The 11,641-nt window shown below is 57.7% G+C and carries 10 protein-coding genes and 1 pseudogene; 4 read left to right on the forward strand and 7 right to left on the reverse strand.

All coding sequences use genetic code 11. The features are described from left to right. Nucleotides 1–28: 28 nt before the first annotated feature. Entirely contained in the window at nucleotides 29–1,975 is a 1,947-nt protein-coding gene (locus QEO92_RS32345; protein WP_210058964.1) for an FAD-binding monooxygenase, read from the forward strand. A gap of 329 nt (nucleotides 1,976–2,304) precedes the next feature. On the opposite strand, the gene QEO92_RS32350 is transcribed toward QEO92_RS32345, so the two are convergent. From QEO92_RS32350 to QEO92_RS32365, 4 genes and pseudogenes are all read right to left on the reverse strand, one after another. Continuing rightward, on the reverse strand, nucleotides 2,305–2,595 hold the full coding sequence (locus QEO92_RS32350) for an IS4/Tn5 family transposase DNA-binding protein (RefSeq protein WP_227705924.1): 291 nt from the start codon (nucleotides 2,593–2,595) through the stop codon (nucleotides 2,305–2,307). 234 nt (nucleotides 2,596–2,829) lie between these two features. Then, nucleotides 2,830–3,363, reverse strand: a complete 534-nt coding sequence (locus tag QEO92_RS32355) for a hypothetical protein (RefSeq protein WP_210058965.1) — start codon at nucleotides 3,361–3,363, stop codon at nucleotides 2,830–2,832. A 21-nt stretch (nucleotides 3,364–3,384) separates the two neighbouring features. Beyond that, on the reverse strand, nucleotides 3,385–3,942 hold the full coding sequence (locus QEO92_RS32360; RefSeq protein ID WP_210058966.1) for a hypothetical protein: 558 nt from the start codon (nucleotides 3,940–3,942) through the stop codon (nucleotides 3,385–3,387). Next, a pseudogene (locus tag QEO92_RS32365) lies at nucleotides 3,939–4,178 on the reverse strand (recombinase family protein); the annotation flags it as partial. The gene QEO92_RS32360 and the pseudogene QEO92_RS32365, both read right to left, overlap by 4 nt. Nucleotides 4,179–4,393: 215 nt before the next feature. Between QEO92_RS32365 and QEO92_RS32370 the strand changes: the two are divergent. Together QEO92_RS32370 and QEO92_RS32375 are read left to right on the forward strand one after the other, a co-directional pair. Further along, the gene (locus QEO92_RS32370) at nucleotides 4,394–5,518 is read left to right on the forward strand and encodes an IS110 family RNA-guided transposase (RefSeq protein WP_210058967.1); all 1,125 of its coding nucleotides are present in this window, start codon (nucleotides 4,394–4,396) and stop codon (nucleotides 5,516–5,518) included. A 366-nt stretch (nucleotides 5,519–5,884) separates the two neighbouring features. After that, nucleotides 5,885–6,661, forward strand: a complete 777-nt coding sequence (locus QEO92_RS32375) for an IS701 family transposase (RefSeq protein ID WP_227705926.1) — start codon at nucleotides 5,885–5,887, stop codon at nucleotides 6,659–6,661. Between the two features lie 12 nt (nucleotides 6,662–6,673). Here QEO92_RS32375 and QEO92_RS32380 read toward each other — a convergent pair whose 3' ends face one another. From QEO92_RS32380 to QEO92_RS32390, 3 genes are all read right to left on the reverse strand, one after another. Beyond that, nucleotides 6,674–7,507, reverse strand: a complete 834-nt coding sequence (locus QEO92_RS32380) for an IS5 family transposase (protein ID WP_210058921.1) — start codon at nucleotides 7,505–7,507, stop codon at nucleotides 6,674–6,676. A 37-nt stretch (nucleotides 7,508–7,544) separates the two neighbouring features. Beyond that, complete coding sequence (locus QEO92_RS32385) at nucleotides 7,545–7,736, reverse strand: hypothetical protein (protein WP_227701876.1); 192 nt, start codon at nucleotides 7,734–7,736, stop codon at nucleotides 7,545–7,547. A 120-nt stretch (nucleotides 7,737–7,856) separates the two neighbouring features. Next, nucleotides 7,857–8,894 (reverse strand): IS110 family RNA-guided transposase, encoded by a 1,038-nt coding sequence (locus QEO92_RS32390; RefSeq protein WP_210058920.1) that lies wholly within the window; start codon nucleotides 8,892–8,894, stop codon nucleotides 7,857–7,859. Between the two features lie 1,479 nt (nucleotides 8,895–10,373). On the opposite strand from QEO92_RS32390, the gene QEO92_RS32395 reads away from it, so the two are divergent. Then, a complete protein-coding gene (locus tag QEO92_RS32395) occupies nucleotides 10,374–11,408 on the forward strand; it encodes a porin (protein ID WP_210058919.1) in 1,035 nt (344 codons plus the stop codon). Nucleotides 11,409–11,641 lie beyond the last annotated feature (233 nt).

Raw genomic sequence — 11,641 nt, forward strand, 5'->3', positions numbered from 1 at the left:
GCACGAATAGTTAAGGGAGGAAAAAGGCATGCAATTTCATCTAAATGGATTCAGAACAGGCGATCCCGGCGTGTCTGATCCCATTGTCGATACCGCAATCTCTGGCGATGCCTTACCGTCGGAAGTTGATGTACTGATCGTCGGTTGTGGTCCTGCCGGTCTAACTCTTGCGGCACAGCTGTCCGCATTTCCGAGCATCAATGTCGCAATCATCGATCAGAAGCCAGGGCCGCTGGAACTCGGCCAAGCCGACGGCATCGCCTGCCGCACGCTTGAGATGTTTAAGGCATTCGGATTCGCCGAGAAAGTCTTGAAAGAAGCCTACTGGGTCAACGAAACCTCGTTTTGGAAACCAGACGATTCAGATCACGAGAAGATCATTCGCCACGGCCGAGTACTCGACGTCGAGGATGGTCTTTCCGAAATGCCGCATGTCATCCTCAACCAGGCGCGCGTGCACGATTTCTATCTCGACGTCATGCGTCGTTCGCCTCGCCGTCTTGAGCCGCATTACTCCCGCCAGATGGTCGAAGTTTCTATCGATGCGGCGCAGCAGGCGGGTACACACCCGGTGACGGTGACGATCGATCGAGGGGACGGCGAACGGGAGATCGTGAGGGCACGTTACGTGGTCGGCTGCGACGGCGCGCGCAGCGCCGTGCGTAGATCGCTGGGCCGCGAATTGCGTGGCGATTCCGCCAACCAAGCCTGGGGCGTGATGGACGTTTTAGCCGTCACAGACTTCCCGGACGTGCGCCTCAAGGCGCTCATTCAGTCCGCGAGCGAAGGCAGCATCCTGCTCATTCCCCGCGAGGGCGGCTATTTGATCCGCGTCTATGTGGAGCTGGATAAGCTTGCGCCGAATGAGCGTGTCGCCAGCAGAAGTATCGGGGTGGAACATTTGATAGGAGCGGCCCAACGCATCCTGAAGCCCTACAGTTTTGAAGTGAAAGAGGTCGCTTGGTGGTCGGTCTACGAGATCGGCCAGCGGCTGTGCGACAAGTTCGACGACGTGCCCGATGAGGAGATGGCGACGCGCTTGCCACGCGTCTTCATTGTCGGTGACGCTTGCCATACCCATAGCCCAAAGGCGGGGCAAGGTATGAATGTCTCTATGCAGGACGCATTCAATCTCGGCTGGAAGCTGGCAGCAGTACTAGAAGGTCGCGTCCCGGCACAATTACTGCACAGCTATTCGGCTGAACGCCAATCAGTTGCCAAAGAACTAATCAGTTTCGATCGCGAATGGGCAAAGATGCTGAGTTCACCGCTGAAAACTATCGAGTATCCGGAAGGCGTTGATCCCGCGGAAGTACAAGAGTATTTCGTGCGCTTTGGACGCTATACCGCCGGCACCGCAACGCGATACGAGCCATCTACGCTGATAGGCGAGCCGAAGCATCAACATCTCGCTGAAGGGTTCCCGATTGGGATGCGCTTCCATTCGGCTCCTGTTATTCGCTTGGCCGATGCTAAGCCGATGCAGCTCGGCCACATTGCCCGAGCCGACGGTCGCTGGCGAGTTTATGCCTTCGCCGACGAAGGCGACAATGCTGCGCCCGGGTCCCTTCTTGCTGGGCTCTGCGATTTCCTGACGTCCAAGAAATCACCGTTGGTGAAGTTCGCGCCAGAAGACGCCGATATCGACTCTTTCATCGATCTCCGCGTCGTTTTCCAGCAGCCGCATCGCGAGCTCGCAATCGAGACGATGCCCAAGCTGCTCTTGCCCGCCAAGGGCCGGCTGGGCCTGCGTGACTACGAAAAGATGTTCTGCCCCGCTTCAGGCGGCAGCGAGAACATTTTTGAGATGCGCAGTATCAACAGGAAGCAGGGCTGCATGGTGGTCGTCAGGCCCGACCAATATGTCGCTCACGTGCTTCCGCTTGATGCTTATTCGGAGCTGACAGCATTCTTCGACGGCTTCATGGTCGTTACGGCGCAGTCGCCTTCCAGCGTGGCTGATTTAGTCGCTTGATTGTAGCACGTCTTCGGAAGAGCTCCACCCTTGTGTACGCTTAAGATTGACGCAAGCGACGCTCCGGCAGTCTCTATCTTGCAACCAAGTGGTCTCGTTCGCGACTGCTAAGCTTGACTTTGTACATTACGCGGCGAAGCAGAGCGCCTGCGCCATGCGGATAAGCCGTCCGGGAGGTATTTTATGCATTTGCGGGTTTGACGGGGAGTGTCGATAAAGATCATCGCTCCAGAAAACGAGGCGCACAGCACCGATCGCATCCGTAAATGTGAGATCGGTTTTCTTGTACCATGCGGCCGCGTGGGGCGGAGGTGGTTTGGCTTAGAACGTCACCAGCCCACACTGTCACGAGACTGTAGAGTGCCAAGAGTGACGGTGTCGTGCGGATGATGGCCAGCCAGCACGCCGTGCTCTGTAACCCGTGGATTGTCGAAGAACCGGTAGGCCGCTTTCGTCGCAGCCCAGTCGCCACACGCCGCCGGGATGGGGTGACCAGGTGCTGACGTCATCTGGTCAAGAAGTCGGTGCATCCGGCGCGCCAGGCGTTTGTCTGGCAGACCTGATGAAATGATCTCATCGCCAAGCCAGCCCGCTTCGCCACCTTCCATATTCTCGCTCATCTGCGACGCCTCCGTGATTCGGCGTCACAGACAGAATCACAGACGATTCATCGGATGCAACCTCGTCTGCAGTGGATGTGGGTAATCGAAAGCTACGCCGGATGGATACTGCTATTCGCAGCTTACGCATTCTGATCCCGGCGCCTGTATCATCTCAAGGAGCGCAAGGTGCCGATCGGTGAGATCGCCCGCCAGTTAGCGGCGGCTTCAGGGACCAGATTGCTCACCAATTGCTCACCCGAGCCGATTAATTCGCTCAGCCATGGCTTTGAGGGCGCTTTGCACGATGAGTTGGCTTTGGGGAGCAACGTCTGAAGAGCGAAACAACTCGACCAGGCGCTGCAAATCCGCGCCCCATTGCCGTTTCAGGCTGTCGAGTTGGTCGACGTGACGGGCGAAGTCACCGCAATCCACGGCAGACTGGAAGGCACGTTCAAGGTCGGCCGCACTGGCCATCAATGCAGCCAGGCTCCGCTTCAGCTTCTCGGGAAGTTCAGGCAGATCGCGGTAGGGGTGCGTTCCCGCCTCGACCATTTGCTGATTCTTCTCGGACATGCGCTCCATCATATCCGCATAGCGATAGAAGCCCGGATAGCGCTGACACAGGTCCGTCAGCACCTTGTCGGAGGCAGTATCGTAAATCTGCTGAAGACCCTGCATATAACCAAGCATATGATGGACGACCGCCGCCCCTTGAATGCCCTGCTTTTCCAGTTGTTGCATTCGCAGATCGATGGCGGCGGCGATCCGATGGTTCTCTTGTGACATGGCATGGCTTTCTGAATAGGGCTAGAGATTGGTCAGGTCTTCCGGGAACTGACCGCCTCTCTGGACGAATTGGCTCCAGGTTTCCTCGCCACGTTTCGAGACGACCCGGTGTGCAGGATCATCGTCATCAGCCTCAAGCAGGCCAAGACGTACGAGCGGTGCGACCGTCTTGTCACCGAATTGCTTTTCATAGGTGTGCCCGGGCACGACAAGCATCCATCCCGATGTTCCGCGTTCGGTGATGGCAGGGACAAGGCGTCCGCCTCGGGCGGGCCTGTCGCCGCGCGAAAGCGTGAACAGGCAGATGCTCCAGAACGCGTTTCTTGGACGTGGCGGTATCAACGCCCAATCCATTGGCCCGTTGTCTGGATATTCCATTATGGGAGCGGGCCTGTTTTCGCCGCCGTTGATGCCTTCCCGGTAGGCCCTCTCAAGCGCATTGGCGATTGCGCCCGCCGTATCGACGGACAGACCGTATTTTCGATTGTAGCGGTCTTTCGCAACGATTTCCCGGGCAATTTCCCTGAAGCGCGCCTTGCGATACGGATCGGGCCGAGGCAGTCTTACTGGCTTGGTCATAATGCGGTCTCCACCTGTGGAGCCTCAGAAGACTTGCGGCGCTTGACGATCTCCGCGACGATATTCTTGCTGATGCCGAGATCGCGAGCGATCCATCGGTAGCTGCGACCTTCGGCGCTCAACGCAATGACCTTCGGTGCGAGCCGATCGGATTTAGGACGTTGTCCAGATTGTCGGCCGAGTTTCTTACCGCGTGCCTTTGCTGCGGCCAGGCCTGATTTCACGCGCTCGCTCAGCTTGACTTTGTACAAAATCCCTTTGGAATTTCAGGTTTGTAGCGGCGGCGGTGATCTTTCGCGTACTGGTAGCGTGGCGCGCGCGGTACTCTCATTTTGGGGCAATTTGAGCGGGTGAGACCCCATGTCCTTGGCCGGCAGGGTGGCTCGTCTCGCATTATGTTCAGAACGAGGGTTAGCTGCAGAGCCAGAGCCTCAAACATAGGAGACGAGCCGTGGTCGATGATATCGCACTTTACGTTGGTTTGGATGTGAGTAAGGAAAAAATCGCGATCGGTCTGGCGGAAGCAGGCCGCAAAGGCGAGGTTCGTTATTACGGCGAAATCGCCAACCGTGCCGATGCAGTGCGCAAATTTGTCGACAAGCTTGCCGGACGTCACGGACGCCTGTGCTTTTGCTATGAGGCCGGCCCGACGGGCTATGGATTGTATCGTCAGCTTTCAGCACTGGGTTATGACTGCCTTGTCGTTGCGCCATCGCTGGTTCCGACCCGGCCGGGACTTCAGATCAAGACAGATCGGCGTGATGCTGTCGCGCTTGCCGCGTTGTTGCGAGCAGGTGAACTATCGTCCATCTGGGTTCCCGACGAGACGCATGAGGCCATGCGCGATCTTTGCCGGGCACGGGAAGCGGCCGTCTCGGATTTACGACGGGCACGCCAGCATCTCTTGTCGCTTTTGCTCCGGCACGGCCGGGTCTTCGAAGGCCGCTCTCATTGGACAAGAGCTCATCGAAACTGGCTGGCGACACAGCGCTTTGATCACCGTGCGCAGCAGATCGCTATGGAAGAATACATTCGTGCCATCGAACAGATCGAGGAACGGCGGGAACGGCTGACCTGGCAGATGCTGGCGCTCTTGCCGGATTGGTCGCTGAACCCTGTCGTCGAAGCGATCCAGGCCCTGCGCGGTGTCGCACAGATCTCGGCGGTGACACTGGTATCGGAGATCGGCGACTTCAGACGCTTCAGCAACCCACGCCAGTTCATGGCCTGGCTGGGATTGGTCCCCAGGGAACATTCCACAGGCGCCAGCGTGTCGCGCGGCTCGATCACCAAGGCGGGCAACACCCGGGCAAGACGCATGCTGGTCGAAGGTGCATGGACCTACAGATTGCCGGCCCGTGTCGGCCAGGAAATCTTGAAGCGAACGGAGGGGCTGCCTGAAGCGATCAGGGCGATCGCCTGGAAGGCGCAGGTACGGCTATGTCAGCGATACCGACGCATGCAGGCCAGCGGGCGCCCCACCAACATCGTCACCGTCGCCATCGCGCGCGAACTCGCTGCTTTCGTCTGGGCGATTGCGACAACAGTTCCCATTCCCCCCACAAAGGCAGCCTGACGAAGGGGGCGCCAAGTACAAAGGAGAGTTTAATTACATCACGCTGCTTATTGCTGGGCGTGGCGGCCGGTCAGGGCAACCCTCGTTGTGATTCTGCGAGCCTGAAACGGCAACACGCGCCACGTGAGACAGAGGAAGGCCCGAGACGAACCACGGTCCTGCGGTATTCAACCCGCGCATCAGAGTCTGATCAACCGTCGTCTCAATGCCGCCGCGTCCTGCAATAGGCAGCATATTTGTCCCTCGTCGACGCTGAAAAAGCGACGCGAAAAACCCATGCCCAAGCTCTTGAAAACGGACATGAGAATCAATTCGCCGCAGTCTCTCTGACTTGCCTGTTTCGCGTGACCGGATTCGAACCGGTGGATGACCGATCATAATGAGAACCGCGTCGGGTCGGGTGATCCTGTTCCGCACATCCTTCGCCAGTGGCTGTCGTCGTTTCGTCCCTGGTTCACGGCGCCCAGTTGGGACCATCTGCTGGTCCTAGTGATGGGTGCGATCCTGTCTCCAGGCAAACGGACAGTGACGGCCTGTTTGCGGATCACCGGCCGCGCCGAGGCTGGCAATTTTTCCCTCTACCATCAGCTCCTTAATCGGGCGCGTTGGAACCCGCGTACTCTGGCGGCCCGTCTGCTGTCGATCGTTGTCGCCAGCCTCGTACCCGATGGTCCCATTGTGATCGGCATGGACGACACCATCGAGCGCCGATGGGGACCAAAGATTGCCGCCCGTGGCATTTATCGCGATCCGGTGCGCTCCAGTCACGGTCACTTCGTCAAAGCCAGCGGTTTGCGCTGGTTGAGCTTCATGGTTCTTGCCCCGATCCCATGGGCCAAATGCATCAAGGCCCTACCAGTCTTGACGCTTTTATGCCCCTCGGAGCGCTACGATAAAAACAGAGGACGAAATCATAAGCTGCTGACGGATTGGGCAAGACAGGGCGTGTTGCAGCTCTGCCGCTGGCTGCCAGGATGCGATATCATCTTTGTCGGTGACAGCAGTTTTGCTGTCCATACATTGGCGGCGGCGCTGCCCGATAGGGCCACCCTCATTACACGCCTGCGTCTGGACGCCAGTCTGTTCGCCCCGCCAGATCCGCGACACGAACACACGCTCGGGCGGCCCGCACTAAGAGCCTGACTCGAAAAGAGCTCAATAGACATAATACCTTGCGAGCCTCCGGGTGAGAATGCGGATGTGGGCGATGAGCATCCAGGTTTCAGCGGAGGCGATTGATTTCTCCCAGTCTTTGGTCAGTCGCCTGCATCTACCAAGCCAGGCGAATGTGCGCTCCACGACCCAGCGACGCGGCAGCACTTCGAAGCCCTTTGCCTTGTCTGTTCGCTTGACGATCTGGAGCGTGAACTTCGCGACCTTCTGCAATGCTGCCCGCAGTTTCGGACCGGCATAACCGCCGTCAGCAAAGATGTGCCTGAGCCACGGCCAGCGTCTGAGGATGGTTTTAAGGACTGCAGCCGCACCGTCGCGGTCTTGAATGTCTGCGCCGTGAACGACGAGCCCCACCATCAAGCCGAGCGTGTCGACGACAATATGACGCTTGCGACCTTTGGTCTTCTTGCCCGCGTCATAGCCCGCAATCCCGCCACTTTCGGTCGTTTTGACGCTCTGACTGTCGATCACGCCCGCCGTTGGCGAGGCTTCCTTTCCCTCCAGCTCGCGCGTCTCCATAACGAGATGATGGTTGATCCGCAGCCACAAGCCAGTCGCCCGCCACTCGTAGAAGTAACCCTGCACGGTTGAATAGGGTGGAAAATCCTTCGGCAGCATCCGCCATTGGCATCCGGTCGATGCGATGTAAAGCAGTGCGTTCAAAACTTCACGCAATTCCGTCTTGCGCGGTCGACCGAGCCTGCGTGGCGTCGGCATAAAGGGAGCGATCAGCAGCCATTCCCTGTCCGTCAGATCACTTGCATAACGCACCGTCCGTCGGCCATATTGGCGGCGGGTGAAATCAGTCCAGCCCATTGCGGTCTCCATCGAATCCTAAGCAAATCCGAAGGAATCACAACTGGCTGATTTCACTCAACTCTTCTCTATTCGGCGTGTTCAGGTCAAGCGCTTCGAGCCTTTCCATGTGCCCGGCATCGACGTCTTTCGCAGGTCCTTGCTTCTCTACGGGATCGGCGCTTTGCCCTCCCAGCATAGGATCAGGAGAATGAGGCAGTCCTATCTTTTTTAGCGTCCTGACCGACATCGAGTCATCGAGTGCGGTCGGCACGGAGTTGAGTACGAACTTACCTCATCCATCGTCCTGCGAAGGACGCTTGTCCGCCGGGGCGGAACTTTCTGTCTCTCTCCTTCCTGGCCGTCCGGATCAGATGGTCGGGGCCGTAGCTTCCCGCGTCCAGCGGAACCCAGCGCCATCCAGCCACATGCGATGCATGATGACTGCAAGGCGACGCGCAAGTGCGACAATGGCTTTGCGCATCCCGCGCCGCTTCGCGACGTTCATTGCCCAGGCTCTCAACCATGACCATTTCGTCACGCGCGTCAGCAGCGTCTGTGCGGCCTCATAGAGCAGCGTTCTCATCATGCCGTCCCCACACAGGGAGATGCGGCCCACACGCTTGCTTTCACCGGACTCGTTGAGCTTCGGCGTCAGCCCGAGGATGGGACCCACTGCCTTGGAGCTTCTGAAACGCTGCGGAATGTCGATGGTTGCGGTATAGGCCAGCGCCGTGACGGCACCGACACCGGGGATCGTCATCAAGCGCTTGCAGGTCGCATCCTCCTCGGCGGACGCCAGCACCTTCTTGTGCAGACGAGCAAATTCGGCGCGCAGCTTGTTCCGGGCAGAAAGCAGTGGCCCGATGAGGTCTTCCAGGTCGGGCATGCCTTCGACGAGCTCTCGAATGCGCTCGTCGAACTTCACCGTTCCCACAACACCAACCTTGAGGCCGAAGTTGCGCAGAAGGCCGCGGATGTCATTCTCGATGGCTATCGCCTTGCCTTGCAGGAGCTTGCGGGCCGTCAAGAGCGCCCGCCGCTTCTGGCTCGTCAGCGTTTTCACATGCACCGGACGATACAGGTTGACCCGCATCATCTGCGCGATTCCACGCGCGTCGTTACGATCAGTCTTGTTCGGCTGGGCCTTCAGGAACGCCTTCACATGGCGCGTCTCGATGCAGATGACCGGCAATCCTGCGCTTGCAAGCCCCTCGAAAAGCCACTGCGACAAGGGCCCAGCCTCGAGCCCGACCCGTTCGATGTTCCAGCTCGGATCCTTCACGACCGCGAGCAAATCGTCGGGGTGGCTGTGAACCTTCACCTCCCGGCAGATTTTGCCCGTTTCGTCGACAATGCAAACGGCGGTCTCTTTCACCGAGACATCGAGGCCGATAAAGTGCTTCATGCTGCGCTTCCTTTCCTGATGCTTGTGGCTGTCGCGACAGACCACGTTCTATCATCAGCTCGAAGCGCAGCACCTTCCCGCATCACCGTCCGAGGTGGGGCGCAAGCCGAATATCCTATCTTTTTCGGTCAGGCTCTAAAAGGCATGCCTCTACCCAAGTTGAAGGCGGTACTCAACAACCCCGAGACCGTGTGGCAACGCATCGTCGCCTCAAGCTGGTATGGCAGACAAACCGATAAACACCTCGATATCACGACAGGCACTGGCTTGTGGTATCGGCGGGGAACCCCGCCAAGGCCAATTCGCTGGGTCCTAGTTCGAGACCCGACGGGCCGCCGCGAACCCCAGGCGTTCATGAGCACCAATACCGACCTCGAGCGAGATCATCGCCTACTTCGTGCGACGCTGGCAGATCGAAGTGACGTTCGCCGAAACACGCGCCCATCTTGGTGTGGAGACCCAGCGCCAGTGGAATGGAAACGCCATCATCCGCACGACACCTTCACTCTTGGCATTGTACAGTCTCGTGACAGTCTGGGCCGGTGACAGCCTGAGCCGAAGCACGCCCCCTCACGCGGCGGCATGGTATAAAAAAACCGATCTGACATTCACTGATGCGATCGGTGCTGTGCGTCTCGTTTTGTGGAGCGACGATCTTTATCGACACTCACCGTCAAACCCGGAAATGCACAAAATACCTCCCGGACGTCTTATACGAATGGCACAGGCCCTTTGCTTCGCCGCATAATGTACAAAGTCAAGCTCATAGCGACGGTGTCATGGCCGCAGGTCCCTATCCCACCGATCGAGCCGCCCAAGCTCGCACGCAAGTGACAGCCAAATCGGGCGTGATTTTCCTATTTACAAACATATCGTCTGTATATACACTATTGTTGGCAAGCTGGGTTATGACTTAGTTTGTTGTTGTCCCTCTCTCACGATGATCCACCGCCGTTGAGAGGTGGGGGATAAGTTTGATCTCCTGCTAACGGGCATGTGCCGGGGCGTACCGCGATCTCCAGTCGGCGTACGCCCCGGCTTTTCGTTCCACGAAAAGCTCTGCCTCTGCGCTTCGCCGTCAATTTGCTCAAACGCCTGATCTTGGTGTCTCGATGCGCAGCCATATAACATGGCCAATGGGTCCAGCGACGCCAGTGAATTAGCTTAAACGTGGGTAAACGACGAGGGGTCGCAACCCGTGTTCATTCTCGAAAACACTCCTTCGCTTCCTCTACCCGCACTCCCCACAAGCCATCATGCGATGGCAAATCATCACGCCCCCCGGGGGGCTGCCACTGCGTCGGGTTGTTGCCATTATCCCACACTGCTTCTGGAACAAGTTGATCCGAGCCATCGGTTCGCTCTGGGGCAATTTACAAACGTTCCGTCGGTATGTAATCAAATTATCGAGATCACATTCTCGCAGCACCGAGGAGGTCTCTCAATATCAGAATTACCCTTACTAACAGGAGTTCAAAAATGAACATCAAGAGCCTTCTGATCGGCTCCGCTGCTGCTCTTGGGGCAGTTACTGGCGCTCATGCGGCTGACGCCATCGTTGCTGCGGAACCGGAACCAATCGAATATGTGCGTGTTTGCGATGCCTTCGGTACTGGATATTTCTACATTCCGGGTACTGAAACTTGCCTCAAGATCGGCGGCTACATTCGCTTTCAGGTTGATATCGGCGATAGCACCAACCGCTACAACGAGGGCGACTGGGACGCTTGGACTCGTGGCCGCCTGGAAGTCGTCGCAAAGAACGATACCGAACTTGGCACGCTAACCAGCTTTATCGCCATTCATGGTGAATCTTCTCGCGATAACTCGGGGGAAACGCCGGACGATTTCTACTTTGATGACGTCTACATTGAGCTCGGCGGCTTCAAGGTCGGTACTTATCTGAACTGGTGGGATAAGGGTATCAACGGCGAGACTGATGTTAACGCTGGTGGTGCCGATACGCGATTTACCTCTGTTGCTTACACCTACACTGGCGATGCTTTCTCCGTCGGCCTCCAGGTTGATGAACTGAGTCGTACGATCCACAACGGCATCAATGGTGCCGATGGACAAGGCGTCGGTATCGAAGCCCTTGCAATTGCCAAATTCGGCGGGGTTTCCGTCGATCTTCTTGGCAGCTACGATGTGGAGGTCGAAGAAGGTGCTATTCGCCTTCTTGCCAGCGCTCCGATTGGCCCGGGCACGCTTCAGGCTTTCGTAATCTATGCTTCAGACGTTTCGGCCTATTACGGCGGCAGGGCAGCTTCAAGCCTTTCGGGCGAATGGCACGTCGCTGCTTCCTACGCCATCAAGGCTTCTGAAAAGCTTGCCATCACGCCTGGTTTCAACTATGTCTGGGACGAATTCGACGCGAATGGCGGCGAGGACTGGAAGGCTGGCGTGACCTTGGATTATGCAATCGCGAGTGGCCTGGCATTCAAGGGCACTGTGAACTACCAGGATGAGCCGGACGCTTGGACTGGATTTGTCCGCCTGCAGCGCAACTTTTGATCCTGGGGCACCACAATTTAGCCCGCAGTTCACTGCTGCGGGCTGATACTGCCGACGTCGCTCGAAGGTTCTTATGCCGCTTTTACCGATAGACGGGGCTTTCAATTGTCCTTTTTAGATGCGGTTTCACCCCAGTATGCCTTGGTTTCAGGGTGATATCGGCCCGGCTGTTAGTACCCCAAGCCTCTATTGCGTCGGCCGTGAAGTATCCGGAAGCAATTGATATTTCGCGT

The organism is Neorhizobium petrolearium (genome assembly GCF_029854435.1).
GTDB lineage: Bacteria > Pseudomonadota > Alphaproteobacteria > Rhizobiales > Rhizobiaceae > Neorhizobium > Neorhizobium petrolearium.

Bases quoted from the DNA above. Each gene is read 5' to 3' on its own strand.
- QEO92_RS32380 (WP_210058921.1), bottom strand. From the start codon at position 7,507: ATGGGCTGGACTGATTTCACCCGCCGCCAATATGGCCGACGGACGGTG.
- QEO92_RS32395 (WP_210058919.1), top strand. From the start codon at position 10,374: ATGAACATCAAGAGCCTTCTGATCGGCTCCGCTGCTGCTCTTGGGGCA.
- QEO92_RS32355 (WP_210058965.1), bottom strand. From the start codon at position 3,363: ATGTCACAAGAGAACCATCGGATCGCCGCCGCCATCGATCTGCGAATG.
- QEO92_RS32345 (WP_210058964.1), top strand. From the start codon at position 29: ATGCAATTTCATCTAAATGGATTCAGAACAGGCGATCCCGGCGTGTCT.
- QEO92_RS32360 (WP_210058966.1), bottom strand. From the start codon at position 3,942: ATGACCAAGCCAGTAAGACTGCCTCGGCCCGATCCGTATCGCAAGGCG.
- QEO92_RS32390 (WP_210058920.1), bottom strand. From the start codon at position 8,894: ATGAAGCACTTTATCGGCCTCGATGTCTCGGTGAAAGAGACCGCCGTT.
- QEO92_RS32350 (WP_227705924.1), bottom strand. From the start codon at position 2,595: ATGAGCGAGAATATGGAAGGTGGCGAAGCGGGCTGGCTTGGCGATGAG.
- QEO92_RS32385 (WP_227701876.1), bottom strand. From the start codon at position 7,736: ATGTCGGTCAGGACGCTAAAAAAGATAGGACTGCCTCATTCTCCTGAT.
- QEO92_RS32375 (WP_227705926.1), top strand. From the start codon at position 5,885: ATGACCGATCATAATGAGAACCGCGTCGGGTCGGGTGATCCTGTTCCG.